The sequence below is a fragment of the Pseudomonas sp. NPDC078700 genome, from assembly GCF_044542375.1.
Classification (GTDB): domain Bacteria; phylum Pseudomonadota; class Gammaproteobacteria; order Pseudomonadales; family Pseudomonadaceae; genus Aquipseudomonas.
On the sequence record NZ_JBITUI010000004.1, the window covers coordinates 506,175 to 527,009 of the forward strand.

At 53.5% G+C, this 20,835-nt stretch carries 21 protein-coding genes; 16 read left to right on the forward strand and 5 right to left on the reverse strand.

All coding sequences use genetic code 11. From position 1 onward, the window contains the following. Positions 1-369: 369 nt before the first annotated feature. The gene (yihA, locus tag ACIGCM_RS16475; protein ID WP_397503148.1) at positions 370-1,041 is read right to left on the reverse strand and encodes a ribosome biogenesis GTP-binding protein YihA/YsxC; all 672 of its coding nucleotides are present in this window, start codon (positions 1,039-1,041) and stop codon (positions 370-372) included. A gap of 260 nt (positions 1,042-1,301) precedes the next feature. Between yihA and ACIGCM_RS16480 the strand changes: the two genes are divergently transcribed. From ACIGCM_RS16480 to ACIGCM_RS16505, 6 genes are all read left to right on the forward strand, one after another. Beyond that, positions 1,302-1,592, forward strand: a complete 291-nt coding sequence (locus ACIGCM_RS16480) for a c-type cytochrome (protein ID WP_397503149.1) — start codon at positions 1,302-1,304, stop codon at positions 1,590-1,592. 46 nt (positions 1,593-1,638) lie between these two features. Next, positions 1,639-2,244 carry a c-type cytochrome gene (locus ACIGCM_RS16485; RefSeq protein ID WP_397503150.1) on the forward strand — a complete coding sequence of 202 codons (606 nt, stop codon included), beginning with the start codon at positions 1,639-1,641 and terminating at the stop codon, positions 2,242-2,244. Between the two features lie 165 nt (positions 2,245-2,409). Beyond that, positions 2,410-3,039: a thiol:disulfide interchange protein DsbA/DsbL gene (locus ACIGCM_RS16490; RefSeq protein ID WP_397503151.1), complete on the forward strand. Its 630-nt coding sequence runs from the start codon at positions 2,410-2,412 to the stop codon at positions 3,037-3,039. A gap of 24 nt (positions 3,040-3,063) precedes the next feature. Beyond that, positions 3,064-3,942, forward strand: coding sequence for an endonuclease/exonuclease/phosphatase family protein (locus ACIGCM_RS16495; protein ID WP_397503152.1), 879 nt, complete (start codon positions 3,064-3,066; stop codon positions 3,940-3,942). Next, positions 3,943-5,973 (forward strand): diguanylate cyclase, encoded by a 2,031-nt coding sequence (locus tag ACIGCM_RS16500; protein ID WP_397503153.1) that lies wholly within the window; start codon positions 3,943-3,945, stop codon positions 5,971-5,973. Between the two features lie 228 nt (positions 5,974-6,201). Continuing rightward, positions 6,202-6,984 carry an N-acetylmuramoyl-L-alanine amidase gene (locus ACIGCM_RS16505; RefSeq protein ID WP_397503324.1) on the forward strand — a complete coding sequence of 261 codons (783 nt, stop codon included), beginning with the start codon at positions 6,202-6,204 and terminating at the stop codon, positions 6,982-6,984. Positions 6,985-7,009: 25 nt separating this feature from the next. Here ACIGCM_RS16505 and ACIGCM_RS16510 read toward each other — a convergent pair whose 3' ends face one another. After that, positions 7,010-7,420: a DUF1330 domain-containing protein gene (locus ACIGCM_RS16510; RefSeq protein ID WP_397503154.1), complete on the reverse strand. Its 411-nt coding sequence runs from the start codon at positions 7,418-7,420 to the stop codon at positions 7,010-7,012. Positions 7,421-7,537: 117 nt separating this feature from the next. After that, entirely contained in the window at positions 7,538-7,927 is a 390-nt protein-coding gene (locus ACIGCM_RS16515; protein ID WP_397503155.1) for a response regulator, read from the reverse strand. Between the two features lie 221 nt (positions 7,928-8,148). Here ACIGCM_RS16515 and ACIGCM_RS16520 point away from each other — a divergent pair, with 221 nt between their 5' ends. From ACIGCM_RS16520 to ACIGCM_RS16545, 6 genes are all read left to right on the forward strand, one after another. Continuing rightward, positions 8,149-11,652, forward strand: coding sequence for a response regulator (locus tag ACIGCM_RS16520; RefSeq protein WP_397503156.1), 3,504 nt, complete (start codon positions 8,149-8,151; stop codon positions 11,650-11,652). Further along, positions 11,652-12,473 (forward strand): CheR family methyltransferase, encoded by an 822-nt coding sequence (locus tag ACIGCM_RS16525; protein ID WP_397503325.1) that lies wholly within the window; start codon positions 11,652-11,654, stop codon positions 12,471-12,473. Before ACIGCM_RS16520 ends, ACIGCM_RS16525 begins: the two co-directional genes overlap by 1 nt. Further along, entirely contained in the window at positions 12,470-13,087 is a 618-nt protein-coding gene (locus tag ACIGCM_RS16530) for a chemotaxis protein CheB (protein ID WP_397503157.1), read from the forward strand. Before ACIGCM_RS16525 ends, ACIGCM_RS16530 begins: the two co-directional genes overlap by 4 nt. Next, positions 13,081-14,289, forward strand: a complete 1,209-nt coding sequence (locus ACIGCM_RS16535; RefSeq protein WP_397503158.1) for an ATP-binding protein — start codon at positions 13,081-13,083, stop codon at positions 14,287-14,289. The genes ACIGCM_RS16530 and ACIGCM_RS16535 overlap by 7 nt, the downstream gene beginning before the upstream one ends. Positions 14,290-14,487: 198 nt before the next feature. Beyond that, a complete protein-coding gene (locus ACIGCM_RS16540) occupies positions 14,488-14,748 on the forward strand; it encodes a hypothetical protein (protein WP_397503159.1) in 261 nt (86 codons plus the stop codon). Between the two features lie 92 nt (positions 14,749-14,840). Next, the gene (locus tag ACIGCM_RS16545) at positions 14,841-15,026 is read left to right on the forward strand and encodes a PA3371 family protein (RefSeq protein WP_397503160.1); all 186 of its coding nucleotides are present in this window, start codon (positions 14,841-14,843) and stop codon (positions 15,024-15,026) included. 91 nt (positions 15,027-15,117) lie between these two features. Here the strand turns inward: ACIGCM_RS16545 and ACIGCM_RS16550 are convergent, their stop codons facing one another. Together ACIGCM_RS16550 and algB are read right to left on the reverse strand one after the other, a co-directional pair. Then, on the reverse strand, positions 15,118-16,908 hold the full coding sequence (locus ACIGCM_RS16550) for a KinB sensor domain-containing domain (protein WP_397503161.1): 1,791 nt from the start codon (positions 16,906-16,908) through the stop codon (positions 15,118-15,120). Beyond that, the gene (algB, locus tag ACIGCM_RS16555; protein WP_397503162.1) at positions 16,905-18,251 is read right to left on the reverse strand and encodes a sigma-54-dependent response regulator transcription factor AlgB; all 1,347 of its coding nucleotides are present in this window, start codon (positions 18,249-18,251) and stop codon (positions 16,905-16,907) included. The genes ACIGCM_RS16550 and algB overlap by 4 nt, the downstream gene beginning before the upstream one ends. A 232-nt stretch (positions 18,252-18,483) precedes the next feature. On the opposite strand from algB, the gene ACIGCM_RS16560 reads away from it, so the two are divergent. The 4 genes from ACIGCM_RS16560 to ACIGCM_RS16575 all read left to right on the forward strand — a co-directional run bounded on the left by ACIGCM_RS16560 (position 18,484) and on the right by ACIGCM_RS16575 (position 20,748). Further along, positions 18,484-19,320, forward strand: a complete 837-nt coding sequence (locus ACIGCM_RS16560; RefSeq protein ID WP_397503163.1) for a BON domain-containing protein — start codon at positions 18,484-18,486, stop codon at positions 19,318-19,320. 77 nt (positions 19,321-19,397) lie between these two features. Continuing rightward, entirely contained in the window at positions 19,398-19,832 is a 435-nt protein-coding gene (locus ACIGCM_RS16565) for a PA2169 family four-helix-bundle protein (protein ID WP_397503164.1), read from the forward strand. Positions 19,833-20,072: 240 nt separating this feature from the next. After that, a complete protein-coding gene (locus ACIGCM_RS16570; protein WP_087514897.1) occupies positions 20,073-20,237 on the forward strand; it encodes a DUF1328 domain-containing protein in 165 nt (54 codons plus the stop codon). A gap of 49 nt (positions 20,238-20,286) precedes the next feature. Further along, positions 20,287-20,748 carry an inhibitor of vertebrate lysozyme family protein gene (locus tag ACIGCM_RS16575; protein ID WP_397503165.1) on the forward strand — a complete coding sequence of 154 codons (462 nt, stop codon included), beginning with the start codon at positions 20,287-20,289 and terminating at the stop codon, positions 20,746-20,748. Positions 20,749-20,835: the final 87 nt, after the last annotated feature.

Here is a 20,835-nt window from a genome sequence, read left to right on the forward strand (position 1 = left end):
CACGGACGCCAAAGGGTGTCCGTGTTACAGATCACAAAGTTATTAAAAGCACAGGCTTATGACTAAAAGATTTTTTAAAATGGCTGAACTTTCTTTTCCAGCAACCAGTCAGAGTTTATGAATGGCCCGCAAAGCCATTCATGCTCCTTTGTTGTGTTAAGTGTTGGCAGACATCTGAACCCCGCCCTAGCGGTTCAGACCCTTAAACTCCGAACTTCTCCCTCCCCATATGAAGCTCGGAGTTTTTTTTGCCTGAAGAAAAGTTCGGGCGCGCGCCATATCTCCCCGCAAGCCGCGTCACGACTGGACTGGACTGGACTGGACTGGAGCAAATCATGCGGGCAATAACTAGCCCGCATCAAAAGCGCATTAATCTTCGACTTCGTCCTGCGACGGCTCTTCGTCCTCAGGCTCAGGCTCAGGCTCATTGAGCATCAACCATTCAGCCAGAACGGCTTGCGCATCTTCGACGCCTAAGCGCTTGGGCGCAGAAAACAGCTGGATGGTGACCTGTGTTCCCCAACGCTTGTGAATTTCCTGCTGAACTTTAAGCAGTGCATTCTTGGCGGCACCAAAGGTCAACTTGTCGGCTTTGGTCAGCAAAATATGCAGCGGCATGCCGCTGGCTTTCGACCAGTCGAGCAGTAATTGGTCGAACTCGGTAAGCGGATGGCGAATATCCATCATCAAAATCAGCCCGCGCAGGCTTTCACGGCTGCCCAGATACGCTTCCAAGTGCTTTTGCCAGTGCAGCTTCAGCGGAATAGGCACCTTGGCGTAGCCATAACCTGGTAAGTCAACCAAGCGACGCTCATCATCCAAACGAAAGAAGTTCAGCAACTGTGTACGCCCTGGCGTTTTCGAGGTGCGCGCCAGACTTGCGTGAGTGATGGTGTTCAGCGCGCTCGATTTGCCGGCGTTTGAACGCCCTGCGAAAGCCACCTCATGGCCGTGGTCAGACGGGCATTGATCAACTTTTGCGGCGCTGATCTGAAAAGTAGCTTTTTGGCACAGGCCGATGATTGGGTTCTTGGGTTGCATGAGATATCCGGTAAGAGCTTGGGCGAGTGCAGCGCATATTTTGCGCCACTAAAGGGTGTGGCCCTTGCGACATTTGCGCGCATCCTGCCTGTGATAACCACATCGGGCAAGTCGCGTCGTTTCCGTTTCAGTCCTGCCAGTATATAATGCCGCAGATTTTGTGTGCGCTTTGTCCTTAACTTAGACAAGTGTTCACGGGGAACAATAAGATTATCTGCGCATAGAATGCAGGACGTCCCCTCGCTGATGAGGTTGATCTCGTGAAAAAAATGTTGCTAGCTGCAGGTGTACTGACACTGTCATTGAACACCCAGGCTGCCCAAGACCCTGAAGCTGTTTACGCGAAAGCGTGCTCCGCTTGTCATAACGGTCAACTGCCTATGGCGCCTAAAAAAGGCGACAAGGCTGCGTGGGAGCCGCGTTTGGCCAAAGGTACTGATGCTCTGGTTGCGAGCGTCACCAATGGTCTGAATGCCATGCCGCCACGCGGTTTGTGCATGGATTGCACGGCCGAGGATTACAAAGCGGTCATCAAATTGATGACCGAATAAACTCGGTCTACTACTCTTTCTCTCTTAGCCGTTATTGGATTAGCTGATGAACAAAGTACTCGTGAGTCTGCTGTTGACCCTTGGTATCACTGGTGTGGCGCATGCCGCTGGCGACGCTACTGCTGGTCAAAGCAAAGCCGCTGTTTGCGGCGCCTGTCATGGTCCTGACGGCAATAGCCCGGCCCCAAACTTTCCTAAACTGGCGGGTCAAGGCGAGCGCTATTTGCTCAAGCAGATCCACGACATCAAGAATGGTGACCGTACCGTTGTCGAAATGACCGGTATTCTGGATAACCTTTCTGAGGAAGATATAGCTGATATCGCGGCTTACTTCTCCAGCCAGAAGATGACCATTGGCGCAGCCGACCCTGAACTGGTTAAGCGCGGCGAAGCACTGTTCCGCGGCGGCAAACTGGAAGATGGCATGCCTGCCTGTACCGGTTGCCACTCACCGAACGGCGCCGGTATCGCTGCGGCAGGTTTCCCACACCTGAGCGGCCAGCATGCGACCTATGTTGCCAAACAGCTGACAGACTTCCGTGAGGGCAACCGCACCAACGATGGCGACGCAATGATCATGCGCTCAATCGCTGCCAAGTTGAGCAACAAGGATATCGCTGCCATTTCGAGCTATGTCCAAGGCCTGCACTGAGTTGTGCACGCTGATGAAATGAAGTGTTAAAAAAGGGTGGCAATGGCCACCCTTTTCCATTTGTTACGCCGCTACAATGGCTGGAACCTCGCAAAAGACTGCCGGTCGAATTGACCGTCCTGCGATCTGCCGCCAGACATCGCTTATTTGTTCAAGGAGTTCTGCATGCGTAACCTGATTCTTAGCGCCGCCCTAGTCACTGCAAGCCTGTTTGGTGTTTCTGCACACGCCGAGCCAATTGAAGCGGGCAAACAGTATGTCGAACTGTCGACGCCAGTCCCTGTGTCCAAACCAGGCAAAATCGAAGTGGTTGAGCTGTTTTGGTACGGCTGCCCACATTGCTACCAGTTTGAATCGACTATCAACCCGTGGATCAAGCAACTGCCGGATGACGTCAACTTCGTTCGCGTTCCAGCCATGTTCGGCGGCGTTTGGAATGTTCACGGCCAACTGTTTATTACCCTTGAAAGCATGGGCGTAGAGCACGATGTGCACTCGGCAGTGTTCGATGCAATCCACAATCAAGGCAAGAAACTGGCTACTCCAGAAGAGATGGCTGACTTCTTGGCCAGCCAAGGTGTTGACCGTGAAGAGTTTCTTAAAACCTACAACTCCTTCGGCGTGAAGAGCCAGATGGAAAAGGATAAGAAACTGGCCATGGCCTACCAGATCAGCGGAGTACCGACCCTGATTGTTAACGGTAAATACCGTTTCGACATCAGCAGCTCGGGTGGCCCACAGCAAGCGCTGGACGTGGCTGATCAACTCATTGCCAAGGAGCGGGCTGCGCAGTAAGCGCGCCCGCCCTGAGGCGTTAGCATGCTGCGCCGCTGGCAGAAAACACGGCAAGTTAACTTGTGTGACCCGCAAGTTAACTTGACCTGTGAGCCGGTACCCGAACGGCCTGAAAACGACTGTTTGCGCCTGCTCAGCTTTAATATTCAAGTCGGTATCAGCACCGAACGTTACCACCATTACCTCACCCGCGGCTGGCAGCATCTATTGCCCCATGCCGGGCGCTCACTCAACCTGCAACGCATCGGTGCGCTATTGGCCGATTACGATGTGGTGGCCTTGCAAGAAGCCGACGGCGGCAGCTTGCGCTCTGGCAACATCAATCAGGTTGAACACCTCGCCAACCTCGGCGCCTTTCCGTTCTGGTATCAACAGCTCAATCGCAATCTTGGCCGCTTTGCCCAACACAGCAATGGCTTGTTGAGCCGTATTCGTCCGACGTTAATCGAAGACCACCCGCTGCCTGGCCCACCCGGTCGTGGCGCAATATTGCTGCGTATCGGCGAAGGCGATGATGCGGTCGCAGTGGTGATGATGCACCTGTCGCTGGGCGCTCGAACGCGCTCGCGGCAACTGGCGTATATCCGCGAGCTACTCAGTGACTATCGCCATCACGTATTAATGGGCGACATGAACACCCATGCCAGTGACTTGCTGCTCAATTCGCCATTGCGCGACCTGGGCTTATTGGCCCCGCAAGTTGAGGCAACGTTTCCGAGCTGGCGTCCGCAGCGTTGCCTTGATCATATATTGCTCAGCCCAACCCTTGAACTCAGACGCGTGGAAGTGCTGGCGCAACCTATCTCTGATCACTTACCGGTTGCCGTTGAGATTGGCTTACCGAACATGCCAAACGCCGCAAAGCCGCCTATGGTAACTACATCATCTGCGCGGAAGTCTTGAATGAGCACTGATGCTGAGCACTGGAAAGACAAGTATCTATCCGGCCTCGAACAGCAGGAAAAGCTGGAGCGGCGCTGGGATATGCGTCTCGATCTGCTGCGCCGTGGCTTAGTCCGTAGCAGCCTCGCAGCCGAAGGTGCGGATAAAGCCGTCGACCAATGCATGCAAGATCTACGCGCCGTGCTGCGCAAAAATGATATCGACGCGGGCCTGTCCAATCTTATTCCGCACCTTGAACGCACGGTGCTCGACTCGGAAAAACAGCGTAAACAGCGCGCCGATCGCGTCACCGCCGCCTTGACCGCGCTGGTCGACCAACTGTTTCGTCTCGAGCCTCCACGTGAAGTGGCCAAGCCACTAAAAGCCTTCGCCAAAAAACTGGAGCGCTCATACGAACACTCCAGTGAGCTGCCCGGCCTCCTCAATGAGCTCAGTACGCTGCAACAACAAACTCTGGCAGCACTGGAGAACAAGGAAGGCCATCGTCCGGGTTTTCTGCAGCGCTTGTTTGGCAGCCAGCAAGCGAGCGCACCGGGTCATCTAGCCACAGACACTCCGCCAGCGCCGGTTGAACTGGCGCAGAGCAACGCCGCAGCCGCGCAAACATTGCCAGCGCCAGCGAGCACTGCTGAAGTCATTACTGAGACCGAGCCCGAGCCTGCCCAATCGGCAGAAGGTGAAGCGCAGGCCCAAGACCACTACGCGCTGGACACCACCGCCAAAACCGAGCAGTTTGCAGATGAGTCGCCCACTGAACTGGCCGACTCGACGAGTGAAGTGCAGCCAACCCCAGAGAAGGTTGCCGAAGTTTACGCGGATGCCATCGCCGCGAATGATGCCGCTGAAGAGCCAATAGTTGCCGAGGCGGATGCAGCCATCGCACTTGAAACAATAGAGGTGCCTAACGAACTCGCGCCCCAGGCCCCAACGGCAGGCAATGCAGCGCCGGCTACCGAGCCTGATACCCAGCAGCAAGATGAGCCGGTGTACAGCGCCATTGCGGATCACGTTGAGGCAACACTCCTCGACCTGCTCGCCGAACTGCCGCTACCAGAGCATCACCAGGTACAAGCGGAAGCGCTCAGCAAGCGCATTCGCGCTGGCCTGAATATGTATGAACTGGTCCCTGTACTCGATGATCTCGCCGTGCTGATGCGCGTGATCGCCGATGTCGGTCAGCGAGAGTTTGAAGGTTATCTAAAACAGCTCAACGAGCGCCTTGCTCACTTCCAAGGCTCGCTTAAAGATACGCATGAAGGCTACGTTGAAGCGGTTAATTCTGAGCGCGCCCTGGACACCGAGCTACGCGAACAAGTTGACGGTCTGAATGTCAGCGTGCAGGAAGCCACCGACCTCAATAATCTCAAAGGCCTGGTTGAAAACCGCCTCAGTGGCTTGCTTGGCACCATGGAGCAATATCAATCCCAGCGCGATGAGCGCGAGCAACAAGTCACCCAGCGTTTGCAGGCGCTGGTTGAGCGCGTTGCCAGCATGGAGCAAGAGGCGACCGGTTTCCGTCAGCACATTGAAGAGCAGCGTCAAAAAGCCCTGATCGATCCGCTCACAGGGCTGCCGAATCGCGCCGCATGGAGCGAGCGCCTGGAAATTGAGTTGGCCCGCTGGCAGCGTTACAACGGCCACCTGCTGCTGGCGATTATCGACATCGATCACTTCAAGCGAATCAACGACGCTTATGGCCATCTGGCCGGCGATAAAGTGCTTAAAATCATCGCCAACGAACTGCACAAACGCATGCGTACGACTGACTTTATGGCCCGTTTTGGCGGCGAAGAATTCGTCCTGCTGCTGCCTTCAACACCACTCGAAGGCGGCTTGGAATTACTCGAAAGCCTACGCAACGCTATCGAAATGTGTCCGTTTCACTTTAAAGGCGAGCCTGTAACAATCACCCTGTCGGCGGGCATCAGCGCCTTCGCCGAAGGCGAGCGTAGCGATGAAGTCTTCGAGCGCGCTGACCAAGCCCTATATCGTGCTAAAAATCAGGGCCGTAACCGAGTCGAACAGGGCTAACTGTCACCCTTGTTACAACGACCATACCCCGGCTAACAGAGCGCAGGCACCATGCCTTGAGGCACTTATACGCGCAGCTCGAACTCAATAAATCAACGCCCAACAAACAATGTTGCGCCGAAGATGACTAAACTAGCCCCAGGACGGTGGCGTGATGCATGGGTATTACATGCATGGAGTTATCGACCTTGTGCCGAACAACCCGCAAAGCGTGCTACCAATCAAACCATGAAATTATTCTGTATTACCCTGATGTTGGCCTTACTAGCCGGCTGCTCCAGCGGCCCAAGCATCGATAAAAGCCATACAGCAACCGGACAAAGCAGCCGTGTTCAGTATGTTGTGCTGCATTACACCTCCACCAGCTTTTCGCGCTCGATGGAGCTGCTGACAACCAAAGATGTCAGCAGTCATTATTTGATTAATTCAGAGCCTGCGACCATTTACCAACTGGTCGATGAGAACCGCCGTGCCTGGCATGCAGGTGTTAGTTCATGGAAAGGCCGCACCTGGCTCAACAGCACCACCATTGGCATCGAGTTGGTCAACAAAGGCTACACAGACACCCCTGCCGGCCGGGTTTGGCAACCCTACAGCGAAGATCAGATTCAAGCCTTGATCAGCTTGCTCAAAGACATCGTCAAACGCCACGACCTGCCACTTGGGAGCATCATCGGCCACAGCGATGTAGCACCGCAGCGCAAGGTAGATCCTGGTCCGTACTTCCCGTGGAAGCGGCTGGCTGACGCAGGCTTGGTGCCTTGGCCAGATGCCAGCGAGGTCACGCGTAAGCAAGTACAGCTCGCTGCCAACTTGCCAAACATTGCGTGGTTTCAGCACCAACTGGCCCGTCAGGGGTACGAGATCATCGAGAACGGCCAACTGGATACACAAACCCGCAAAGTACTGGCCGCGTTTCAGATGAAGTACCGGCCGAGCAATTATGCGGGCCAAGCGGATGCAGAAACCGCCGCCCTATTGTTAGTACTTAACAGCAAACTTGAAGGCTAACAGCAGCAAATCGCGGGCAGAAACACTAACGCTTGGCGGGGGTTGTGCCGATTAAACGAGAGTCAGCCAGAGCGGCTGTGCGATGCTGGGTAACAGCTCGATACTCCGGATCGCTGATCATGCTCAAGAAGGCTTGCTTCGACGGGTAACGCACCAACAACACCTGATCCCAGTGCTCATCGTCAGGCGCAATCAGCGCGACATGAGCATTGGCCAGCAACTCAACACTGCCGCCAACGCCCTGCACCTTTTGCAAGGCCGTCTTGCTGTAGGTCCCATAGGCTTGCTGACCTGTGCAAGGCGTCTGACTGCTGCCCTCGGGGTACTTAGCCTGCGCATTGAAGCGCAGCAGGTTTAGCATCAGGATTGGCGTATCGTCGGGCATGCGCTGGACAAAGTCGGCAAGCTGCTCATGGCTTGGGTTTAAACTTGGCATAGGTAGTTATCCACAATGAAACTGGACCAACAGTGCCTGAGCCAGTATCTAGGTCAAGCCTAATTGACCGGGCTTATGGGTGAACTGTCATTGCAATAGATTCGCCCGTACGAGGAATTACGCCAGTATTGCCTGCAAGGTGTTACGCAACTGATCAAGCTGGAATGGCTTGGTAATGGTTGCCACGACACCATGACTCGCCAGATCTTGATGCTGCTGGGCGTCATAGCCGCTGGCCAGTAGTACGGCAATGTCTGGGCGCAGTGTCTTAGCCTGCTGCGCCAACTCAATGCCGCTGATATCCGGTAGGCCAATATCCGTCATCAGCAGGCTCAAGGCCTGCTCGCTACGCAAAATACCTAAAGCGCTGTCACCATCCTCGGCGGCAAATACTTGATAGCCGAACGCTTCAAGCACTTCTAGGGTCAATGTTCTGACCACGGCATCATCTTCAACCACCAAAATGGCATGCGGATTTGCGCTTGAGGCGTCGGAGCTGTTTTGCATGTGCTGACCTTGTAAGTGAACGGTACTTATATGAGGGGCGTTCTAGCAGCATCTGAAGCGCAAACTTGCGGCTCAGGCCTCACTGCTGGTTATGTGCAATGGTTAATAAATTTATAGTGCAACATTGCAACTCTTGTATTTTCTCACTTGTCACTGTTCTTAAGTATCATTATCTGCGCATATTCCTGCAAAATCTGAGCTTTTAACCTTTAGGGCTAACCATGACCAACCCAGCACCCAACAGTGAACAGAGTTTTCGTCAGCTCGTTCGCCGCAACATCGCGCTGCCGCTTGGTATCGGTTTGGTTACGGCCGTATTTTTTATCGGTTTGATCTCCTACTTGATCAACGCGCAGAAGAACGTTGAATTCACCGATCAAGTGATTACCAGTGCCAGCCAGTCGATCAAGCTGACGGTTGACCTGGAAACCTCCTTGCGTGGTTATTTACTCACCGGCGAAGACAGTTTTTTACAGCCTTATGAGCAAGCCCGGCCTCTGATCAAGGCTGAGCTGGATAACCTCAAGGAAATGGTCAAAGACAACCCTGACCAGACCGCGCGCTTAAGGCGCATCCAGGCCCTGCACAATGATTGGGACAGCTACGCCAAGGGCATGATCAAACTGCGTGATGACGGCGCCGACATTGTCAGTGCCGTGCGCTCCGGACGCGGCAAGCGCATCACGGACAACACCCGCAGCGAATACGACAACTTTATTCAAATTGAACAACAGCGCCGCCAAGTACGTAACCAGAGGGTCAACGACTCGGTCACCTTGTATGTATTTTTATACATTTTAGGCAGCCTGACCTTAAGTGCTCTGCTCGCCTATTTCGGCCGTCGCGACCTACTCGGACTGGCTACAGAGCATGCTCAGATTCTTGACCAACAGCGCCTGAGCACCGAAGTCATAGAGCAGAAGGCATGGCTACGCACCGGCCAAACACTGTTGGCCGAACAAATCCTGGGGCAGACCAGCCTGCAGGCGTTAGGCCGCAATGCGCTGAATACCTTGGCGTCATACCTGAACATCTCCGTTGGCGCGTTCTATGTGCGCTCGGAGCAGGGCGATATCAGCCGCACCGCCAGTTATGGCTTCAGTCGTGAGCTTGAAAATGCGCCTCAAGACTTCAGCAGCACTGAGTCTCTGGTGGGTCAGACCGCCAGCGAAAACAAACTGCTGAAGCTGGACAACCTGCCCAATGCTTACCTGAAAGTCACTTCAGGCTTGGGCAGCACTGCACCGGTGAGCATTGTCTTGCTGCCTATCACCAACGGTTACTCAGTCAATGGCGTACTTGAACTCGGCTTTTTACAACCGATTGAACCACGGGCGATCGAGTTCCTTGAGTTGATTGCCGAACCCATTGGCACCTCGATTGACCTGGTGCGCAACCGCCAGCGCCTGCAAGAAATGCTCGCAGAAACCCAGCAGCTCAACGAGGAACTGCAAGTTCAACAGGAAGAGCTGCGCACGGCTAACGAGGAGCTTGAGGAGCAATCGCGCGTACTCAAAGAATCACAAGCTCATCTTGAAACCCAACAAGCTGAACTTGAGCAAACCAACGAGCAACTGGCTGATCAAGCACAGATTCTTGCGGATCAACGCGACACCCTTGATGAGCGCAATACTTCCCTTGGCCGTGTGCAAGTGCTGCTTGAAGAGCGGGCGCAAGAGTTGCAGCGCGCCAGCCTGTACAAGTCTGAATTCCTTGCCAATATGTCCCACGAACTGCGTACGCCACTTAACAGCTCGCTGATTCTGGCCAAGCTGCTGGCGGACAACCCCCATGGCAACCTCAGCGCTGAACAGATCAAGTTTGCCGAATCCATCTACTCGGCCGGCAATGACCTGCTCAACCTGATCAATGACATCCTCGATATCTCCAAAGTAGAAGCAGGCAAACTTGAAGTCCGCCTGCATGAGTTGAAGATCGAGCGTGTCATTGAAGGCATGCGAAATGTCTTTGAGCCGCTGGCCAACGACAAGAACCTTGAGTTCAACATTGAGCTGCTTGCCGGCGTTCCAGACGCAATGTTCAGTGACCAGCAGCGCATTGAACAGATCCTGAAAAACCTGCTATCCAACGCGATCAAGTTCACTGAAAAAGGCTGTGTCACACTTACCGTGAGCCGTCAGCCGGGAGCAGGCATTGCCTTCGCCGTGCAGGACTCTGGCATTGGCATTCGTGAAGACCAGCAACAAAGCATTTTTGAAGCCTTCCGCCAGGCCGATGGTGCCATCAACCGACGCTACGGTGGCACCGGGCTGGGCTTGTCCATCTCGCGTGATCTGGCGGCCTTGCTGGGTGGCTCAATCAGTATCTCCAGCACACCGGGGGCGGGCAGCACCTTTACCCTGCTGCTGCCAGAAACCTATGACGAAACGGCTGCCAATGCAATTACCGGCACCGGCGCAGAAGCAACGCCCGCACCGCAGCCCAGCATCGTAGCGCAACCTTCGATACCTGTTCCGGTTGTGACCGCGCCGGTGATGCTGCCGCATTTTGCCGATGACCGTGAGCGCGTTTCAGAGGCGGGTCGCTGCGTGCTGGTGATTGAAGATGAGCCTAAATTTGCGCAAATCCTCTATGACCTGGCCCACGAACTCGAATACAGCTGCCTGGTCGCCCACGGTGCCGATGAAGGTGTCGAACTGGCGTCGAAGTTGTTGCCCCGTGGCATTCTGCTCGACATGCGCCTGCCCGATGCTTCTGGTCTAACCGTGCTGCAGCGCCTGAAAAACAACCCGATGACCCGACACATCCCAGTGCATGTGATCTCTGTGGAAGACCGTATGGAGGCGGCTTTGCAACTCGGGGCTATTGGTTATGCGGTTAAGCCCACCACCCGTGAAAACCTGAAAGCGGTCTTTGCCAAACTCGAAGCCAAGCTTTCCCAACAAGTTAAGCGGGTGCTGCTCGTTGAAGATGACGCCCTGCAGCGCGAAAGCATTGCTCACTTGATTGGTGATGACGATATCGAAATCACCGCCGTGGAGTTTGGTCAGCAAGCTCTGGAGCTGCTGCGCACCACAGTGTTCGACTGCATGATCATCGACCTCAAACTGCCCGACATGCAGGGCAACCAACTGCTCAAACGCATGTCTGCCGAGGATATTCGCGCCTTCCCACCGGTCATTGTCTATACCGGTCGCAACTTGACGCGCGATGAAGAAGCCGACCTGATGAAGTACTCCAAGTCGATCATCATCAAAGGCGCACGCTCACCTGAGCGGCTGCTTGATGAAGTGACGCTGTTCTTGCACAAGGTCGAGTCGCAATTGTCCACCGAGCGTCAAACCATGCTCAAAACTGCACGTAACCGGGACAAAGTCTTTGAAGGGCGGCGCATCCTGCTGGTGGATGATGATGTGCGCAATATCTTCGCCCTGACCAGCGCCCTTGAGCAAAAAGGCGCCGTGGTGGAGGTGGGTTGTAACGGCCGTGAAGCCATTGAAAAGCTCAACCAGATTGATGACATCGATCTGGTGCTGATGGACATCATGATGCCGGAAATGGACGGCTACGAAGCCACCGAAATTATTCGCAAAGACCCACGCTGGCGCAAACTGCCAATTATCGCGGTGACCGCCAAAGCCATGAAAGACGACCAGGATCGTTGCTTGCGCGCCGGTGCCAATGACTATCTGGCCAAGCCGATTGATCTCGACCGTTTGTTCTCCTTGATCCGGGTATGGATGCCCAAACTGGAACGCATTTGATGGCCCCTGAGCGTACCCGCGATATTGAGTTGCGCCTGCTGATTGAGGCGATATACCTCAAATACAATTACGATTTTCGCGACTACTCCGGGGCTTCGCTCAAGCGCCGCGTGCGCCATGCGCTCATCCAGTTCAACTGCCAGAGTATTTCTGCACTGCAAGAAAAAGTGCTGCATGAACCGGGTGTGTTTATGCAGTTGCTGCAATACCTAACCATTCCAGTCAGTGAGATGTTCCGCGACCCAAGTTACTTTATGGCCCTGCGCCAGAATGTGATGCCAATTCTGCGAACCTATCCATCCCTGAAAATCTGGATTGCCGGGTGCAGCACGGGGGAGGAAGTCTATTCCATGGCCATATTGCTCAAGGAAGAAGGTTTGCTTGAGCGCTCAATAATCTATGCGACTGACATAAACCCCGTCTCGCTGGAGCGAGCCGAACGTGGCATTTTCAGCCTGGAAAACATGCGCAGCTACACCGAAAATTACCAACAAGCGGGCGGACTCAAGGCCTTTTCGGACTATTACACAGCCGCCTATGACGGGGTTATTTTCGATAAATCATTGCGCGCCAATGTCACCTTCGCAGACCACAGCCTCGCCACTGACACCGTGTTTGCCGAAACCCATTTAGTGTCATGTCGCAATGTGCTGATCTACTTTAACAAGCCCCTGCAAGATCGAGCATTCGGCCTGTTCCATGAGTCGCTGTGCCACCGCGGTTTTCTAGGCCTAGGCAGTAAGGAAAGCATCGACTTCTCTGCTTATGCGCGCAGCTTTGAAGCCCTGAGCCGGTCCGAGCGGGTCTTTCGCAAACTATGACAGAAGATAATTGGCAAAGGGCCCTGGCCGCGCACCCAGTCGCTATTCAAGCGCTGGTCGTGGGCGCATCTGCGGGGGGTGTCAGCGCCTTGTTGACGATATTTGCCGACTTGCCTGCTCGTTTTAGTTTGCCCATCGCCGTGGTTATTCACCTGCCAGACAACCGCCAAAGCATGCTTGCAGAAGTCTTGGGCCGACGCCTGGGTTTACCGGCTAAAGAAGCGGAAAACCATGAACAATTGCAGTCTGGCACTTTGTATTTTGCTGCACCGGGCTATCATTTATCGGTTGAAACAGACCGCAGTTTTTCATTTAGCCGTGAGGAGCCGGTGTATTTTTCCCGCCCCTCAATTGATTTTCTTTTTGAGTCGGCAGCTGATGCCTATGGCGCTGGGCTGGCAGGTATTTTGTTAACTGGAGCCAACCAGGATGGGGCTTCAGGCTTGGCGGCAATCAAACAACGGGGTGGTTTTACCGTCGTCCAAGACCCGCAGGATGCACATGTACCTACCATGCCGATGGCGGCACTGGCGTTGCACCAGCCAGATGTAGTTGCCCGGTTGGCGGATATTCGAGCACTGCTCGTTGAAATGGAAGCAGCACACGCATGCTAAGCAAGATCGAAACAAAATTACTGATTGTTGATGACATCCCAGAAAACCTGCTGGCCCTCGACGCCCTGATTCGTGGCGATGGGCGACAGATCTTTCACGCCAACAGTGGTGAACAAGCACTGAGCTTGTTGCTCCAGCACGAATTTGCCTTGGCTATCATTGATGTGCAGATGCCTGCAATGAACGGCTTTGAACTGGCCGAGTTGATGCGCGGCACCGAAAAAACCAAGAACATCCCAATCGTCTTTGTCAGCGCCGCCGGGCGTGAACTCAACTATGCCTTTAAAGGTTATGAGACCGGCGCTGTAGACTTCCTGCAGAAGCCTTTAGATGTACAGGCGGTGACCAGCAAGGTCGCCGTATTCGTTGACCTTGACCGTCAACGCCAAGCCATCAATATTCAGGTCAGGGCGCTGGAACAAAGCCGCCGCGAGCAAGAAACTCTACTCAATGAACTGCGTTGCGCTCAGGAAGAACTCAAGCTTGCCGTGCGCATGCGCGATGACTTTATGTCGATCGTTTCCCATGAGCTGCGCACCCCGCTCAATGGCCTGATTCTCGACACTCAACTGCGCAAAATGCACCTTGCAAATGGCAATATGCAAGCATTTACCGTCGACCGTTTGCAGGCCATGACGAGCCGCGACGAGCGACAAATAACCAGTCTTATTCGCTTGATCGAAGACATTCTCGACGTTTCACGCATTCGTACTGGCAAATTATCAATCCGACCCGCTCAGGTTGATCTGGGTGTTTTAGTAGAGCATGTACTTGAACGCTACAGCACGCAAATGAGTGAAGCTGGCTGCGTGCTCAGCACTGAAATTACACCCGGGATTGTCGGCCATTGGGATGCCTTCAGGCTTGAGCAAGTCATAATAAACCTGCTGACCAACGCCATGCGTTATGGCGCTAAGAAGCCGATTGATGTACGTGTTTTCGCCGATTCCCAACAGGCCTATTTGCAGATTCAAGATCACGGCGTTGGCATCTCCGAACAAGACCAACAGCGCATCTTTGAGCAGTTTGAACGTGTCAACGCGAACCACTCTGCACAGGGGTTGGGCCTTGGTTTGTTTATTACTGAGCAAATCATAACCGCACATCAGGGCCAGATCAGCGTGAAGAGCACCCAGGGTGAAGGTTCCACCTTTGCTGTAACGCTACCCTTGCAGGCAAGCACTTCACCCAGTGATAGCTGAGCGATACGGCAAAACCAAGGGCGACCGTGCAATTTGCAATGATAGCAAATAGCAATCGTGCAGACTGCAATTTAGGCAACTCATATAAAATACATAACTAGTTGATTTATAAAGACTTTTTAATAGCAAACTAATTGGCACGCCACCTGCAAAGCACCCTATATCATTAAAATATCAAACGAATAGGGTGCCACTGCGATGAATACTGTATTGAACTTGCTAAGTGCTGCAGCAGTTGTAATCAGCGGCGCAGTTGCATCCACAGCTCCAACAATTGATACCGGCGCTCACCAGACCGCCCAGATCAAAACCCAGCCAGTTCCAACATTTGAACATCAGACATTCGCTAACTCTGCTACCCGCACAGCAGCGTACACCCCTGCAGCAGATACTGATGAGCAACCAACACCATCGCTGGTGGATCTGACAGCTGACGCTAACCAGCGTTGGGTGTTCTAACCGTTCTAAGTCTTTTAACCATTGTATTTTCGGCGTCGGCTTAAAGCGCGCTGATCGAAAATTTGTTTGTGTGCGTAGCAACCGGAGGCGTTATGTCAAAGACTGCATTGGGATTACTGGTTCTAACCCTGTTGAGCGGTACCGTCTTGCTCCTGGATTTATTTTCCGGTGCCCAGAGCAGTGCTGTACTTAAGTGCACATTTGCGCTGTCGCTTTGCGCTTCAACCGTTGCTCTGGCCTTGGGCCGACGGTTTAAGTTTGACCCGGTGCTGCGCTGAACATTAGTTGATTTGCGGCTTAAGGATGAGCCGCTATTTTTCCTAGATGCCGAATACCCCCGCAGTGGGTATTCGGCTTTTTTTTAGCCGTTCATTCTTCCAGTGAGATAATCGGCAGGTTGATGCAAAACAGCGCCCCTTCTCCTGGCTTCGACTCAAGGCTGATATGGCCCCCATGGAGTTGCACGATTTCTTTGCACAACGCCAGTCCCAGGCCCACGCCGCCCTTGCGTTTGCCAACTTGCACGAAGGGTTCAAATATTCGTGACTGCTGACTAAACAACACACCATCTCCGTCGTCTTTGACACAGATGATCAAGGTCTGATCTTCAATCTGGACATTCAACAAAATCTCACCGCCAGCAGCTGTATGACGCAGCGCGTTAACCATGAGGTTATCCAGAACGCGATCAATCTGACCACGGTCCAGGGGCACCTCGGGCAAGTCATCATCTGCCTCGCACAACAAATTAATGCCTTTTTCAGCCGCTTCGCTGGCGAAGCGCTGCTCGGTTTGACTAACCAAATCAACCAAGTTGCAAGGCGCAAGCTCTAGCTTCTGCACACCACTTTGGTAACGTGAGAAATTCAACAAATCGGTAATCAAGTCGACCAGACGCCGCATTTGCTCGTCGACCGTTTGCGTCAGGTCTGCTTCGCGTGATTGCGGATCAAATTTGAGCCGCTCCTGGAGCAGGGCAAACGCCATGTGCATGCCGGTCACTGGGGTGCGCAGCTCATGGGAGGCGCGCAGCACAAACTCGCTACGTACACGCTCAAAGGCGCGCTGCTTAGTGACATCACGCAGCACCATCACGGCCCCGAGAATATCACCCTGCTCCTGTGTCACCGGCGTCAGGCTGTAGCTCAGCAGCCGCTGTTCACCGTGAGCAACAATCTGCAGATCATCAATGGCAGACTTGAGGGTTTTACCTTGTAGCACTCGCTGTATTTGCTCATCCAAGCCCTGCTTTTGCATGGCCTGATCAAGGCCTTCACCAATGTGTTGATTGTTCCAGTCAAGCTGGCGTCCAGCGACCGGGTTGTAGTGCGCAAGCAATCCATTGCGATCAAACATCAGCAAGCCGTCATCAATGCTGTCGAGCACCGCTTGTAGGCGCTGCTGCTCAGCCATCAGCGCGGAAATATTGCTGTTATTAAACTGGCGCAGGGAATCGGCCATCAGACCAAAGCGCCGACTCAATGCAGCAAGCTCAGCAACTGCAGACTGGGGCAATGAAACCTGTAAATCACCTTGGCCAATCTGGTCAGCGGCACTGGCCAGCGACTCAATTGGTTGGGCGACCCGTTTGGCGATGCTATGCGCGGTTATATAACCAATGACCAGCAAGGCAAGGCCGATCAACCCCAGCAGCGCAGTGACAACAGTGGCGCGCTCTTTAGACGCTGCCTGGGCATGTTGGACCGCTTCGACGTAACGCAATTGCACGATGTTGATATGGTCACGAAGACTTTGCAGGGCCCGGGTAAACTCATCGTCATGCAACAAATTGCGGCGCACGTTTGCGGGTGAGTCGAGCAATCTGCCGAACTTCGCATAAGCACTCGCAATTTCAGCAATCGCCCGACGGTCCTCAGCGTTCATACTATTTCGCTTGGCCTTGGCCAGCCAACTGCGAAAACGGATGTCGGAATCTCTAATCGCCAGAGGATCCAACTCATCCTCAAGCAGCAAGATCACTTGTGTGCCCATCTCCTGACGAAAACCAATGGTCGCATCGATGATGTCGAGATTGCGACTCATCGCTTGGTTTTGCACACGGGTGATCTGCCAGACGCTGACCATCCCCAGAATCAAGCCAATCAGCGCCACGGTCAGTAGCGCACTGCCACTGATAAATAGCCGAGTGCGCAGCTTCATAGGTCGTACTGTTTGCGTTTGCGATACAGGGTTGAGGCGTCAATTCCCAATGATTTGGCGGCCTGGTCAAGGGTTTCGCTGCTGGCCATTACGGCAGCAATGTGACTCTTTTCCAACTGCTCCAGGCTCATTGCACCACCAACACGCGGCGCTTGATTGTTACTATTTTCGGTCAAACCCAGGTGAATGACCTGCACCCATTCTTCTTGGCAAATAATGCTCGCGCGCTCAATGACGTTACGCAACTCACGGATATTGCCGGGCCACGGATAGTTGGCGAGTACAGACAGCGCCTCATCACTGAAGCCCCGCGCTGGTCGGGCGTAGTCACTTACGAAACGAGCCAGAAAGCGCTCGGCCAAGGTCAACACATCTTCGGTACGCTCACGCAATGCTGGCAGCTTCAAGGTGATGACGTTAAGCCGATAGAGCAAATCCTCACGAAAGCGCCCCTCTCGAACCATTTCATCTAAGTTAAGGTTGGTGGCCGCCACAATTCGCACATCGGCCTGACGTGTTACCGGGTCCCCCACACGCTCGTACTCTTTGTCTTGAATAAAGCGCAGCAGCTTGGGTTGAAGGCTGAGTGGGAAGTCACCAATCTCATCAAGGAACAGGGTGCCGCCATCGGCTTGATTAACCCGACCCAGGGTGCTCTCGCTGGCCCCGGTGAATGCCCCTTTGGTATGGCCGAACAACTCACTTTCCATTAACTCGGCCGTCAAGGACGGGCAGTTAATCGTCACCGAATTCTTTTTAACCCGTCGGCTCCAACCGTGAATGGCGCGGGCCAGCTCACCTTTACCGGTGCCCGACTCACCGAGGATCAGAATATTGGCGTCGGTAACGGCCACCTGCCGGGCAGTTTCCAACACCGCCATCATCGATGGGCTGCTGGAGTCTATTTCGGTCTTGCGTTGGCGTACCTGGCCTTCAAGGGTTTCAAGACGTGCAGCCAACTGCCGGGCCTCCAGCTGTTTAGCCGCGGCCAACCGCAACTGCTCTGGACTGCAAGGCTTGACCAGATAATCAGCTGCGCCCGCTTGCATGGCATCAACAGCGGTATCAATCGCCGAGTGCGCGGTAACTATCACAACGCGCATCCACGGCGCCTGCACGCGCATCAAGGCGAGTACATCCAGACCGTTATCGTCACCCAGGCGTAAATCGAGAAAACACACATCAAACACCTGTCGCTGTAGCAACGACTCAGCCTGTGCAGCACTGCTGGCAGTGGCAACGCTATAGCCCTCATCCTCAAGGCAGTAACGGAAGGTCCGGAGAATTGCCGACTCATCATCAACTAACAAAATTCGACCGCTTTTTACTTCAACTGCGTCCATTTATGGCTCCGATCCAATGTGTGCATAAGTTAGTCAATAAGAAATCGTGCAAGTTGCACGGCAAGTATGACGATATCTTGCACCCTGCATGCTGGCATCTTGTCTATTTGCACTTTAAGTTATTGTTTTTAAACAATTAAATATTTTTATAAAAGCTGGCACAGCGCTTGCGATATTCCCTCCATCAACCGCTTAACGCGGACTGCATGAACACAGAGCGTGGAGGAACAAAATGCATAAGTTGAAAACTCTAGTATTGGCAACGGCTTCAGTCGGCATATTTGCCCTGACTCCGATGGCAGCCAATGCTGCAGAGACTGACATCAGTCAACAACTGAGCGAAGCACGCCAAGAGGGCTCGATCTGGACCGCCATGGCACTTAACCGCCACCTCAACCCTTTCAGCATCGACAACGAGGTTGAAAACGGCACTGCAATTCTAACCGGTACCGTTGAAAGCAGCGTTGAACGCGACCTTGCTGAGCAGGTTGCACTGAGCATCAAGGGCATTGAAAAAGTCGATAACCAACTCAAGATCGACGACAAAGTTAAGCCTAAAGGCAAAGACTCACAGGCCTTGGCCAGCCGTTTAGATGATGCGGGTATCACCGCTACGGTGAAGTCCAAGTTGTTGTGGAACACCAACACCGAAGGCTTGGATATCAGCGTTAAAACCGAAGAAGGCGCAGTAACCCTGAGCGGTAACGCACAAACCCCAGCCGCGAAGGAATTGGCTGGACGTTTGGCAGCCAACACTGAAGGTGTCCGTGAGGTGTTCAACCACCTGAGCATTAGTCAGGCCGACAGCACCGCAACCGAAGCGCAGAACGCTGCCAATGATGCCAGCGCGGCAATCAGCGATGCCTGGATTACCAGCAAAGTTAAATCGAGTTTCGTCTACACCCGCAACCTTGATGCCTTTGCGATCAACGTTGAGACCAATGATGGTGTGGTCAAGTTGAGCGGCACGGTATTGAGCACTGCGGCCAAGAGCCTTGCAGTTGAAACAGCGCGCGACATCCGCGGTGTACGCGGTGTTGATGGCGACGCCCTGCGTATCGAAGGTTAATTCAAGTTTCGGCACCGACAGGTGCGGATTTTAGGCGCTGGCCATCCGGTCAGCTGCCAAATGGAAGGAGATACACCATGAGCACTAAAACAGCACAGCTGAACGAACTGATCGAAATCACCCGTGACGGTAAAAACTTTTACGAGCATGCGATCACTGAAGTTAAAGATGTCCGTTTGCAGACCATGTTCCGTGACCTTTCAACCGTAAAAACACAGATCATCGAAGCGCTGGCCGTAAAGGTTGCCGCTAACGATAAAACGCCAGCAACCGGCGGCACCATTATGGGCAAGATGCGTGAAGTTTACGCTGACGCACGTGCCACCTTATCGAGTGATGAAGAGGCGACTTACGTTGCTCAACTCGAAGAAGCCGAAGACCGCATCCTGCATGCCTTTGAAGATGCCCTAGAAGATGCAGAGCCCGATGTAAAAGCGCTGCTGGCTGTAGAGATGCCAAAAGTGCGTGCTTGCCATGACCGCATGCGCAACCTGAAGCAGTCGATGAAGTAATCGACGCTGTGTGATGGGGGAGCAAGGACGCTCCACTTAAATCGTGCAAAAAGCCTGAACGATTAAACCAACCATGCAGGATGCACGCATCAAGTCTTACATTATATTTTTAAGTTGTTGTTTTTATTAGATTTTATTTTTTTCCAAGACTGGCACAACCTCTGCAATGTATTAACTGCAAGTGGTTGATTTGAAACAACTGATGTACCGCAAGACCCATTAAAACCAAGGAGATACGCCATGTTAAGCTGGGCAATTACTTTTCTGATCATCGCCATTGTCGCTGCAGTCCTGGGCTTCGGTGGTATCGCAGGCACTGCAACAGGTATCGCCAAGATCCTATTCATTGTGTTCCTGGTGCTCTTTGTTGTGTCGTTCATTATGGGCCGTCGTCCGCGGGGCTGACCTTTAAGGTCAAGCACTGAGGATTAAGCACATGAAAAAAGGAGCCACTATGAACGTTCTCAAGACGCTCACTGCCACCCTGTTGTTAGGTGGTAGTGCAGCGGCCTTGGCCGCTGATACTGATACCGAATTTCATCTGAACGAGCTGCTCAAATCTGATCCGCAGTACCAAGAAACGTGGCAGGATCTAGTTGAAGATCAAGAGCGTTTACCCGAGTGGATCATGAATCTCGACGGTGTTGCACCGCCGATGAAAGCGCTTGAAGAAGATGGTGACAAGTTCTTGGTAGGTCAAATATGCCCAGAACAAAACTGTGCCACTCAGCGCTTGTATGTTGCCTTCAGCTGGGACAAAGACAGCGCATACGCACTTTATGTGCAACTGCCTGAGGCATTGCCAAAAGACAAAGCACCGAGCAAGTACGCCACTCAAGAGTGGTTAGGCGAGCCCGATGAAGGCATAAAAGAGATGCTCAACGAGCAGCTCAAGAAAGATCCAAACTGGTACTAAACCCTCGCGCATGCCGTGCTCTGCGGCAATGCAGGCTAAGGCGCTGATCACAGCGCCAGCCGCTACCCCCTCTCTTACCAAGTTCTA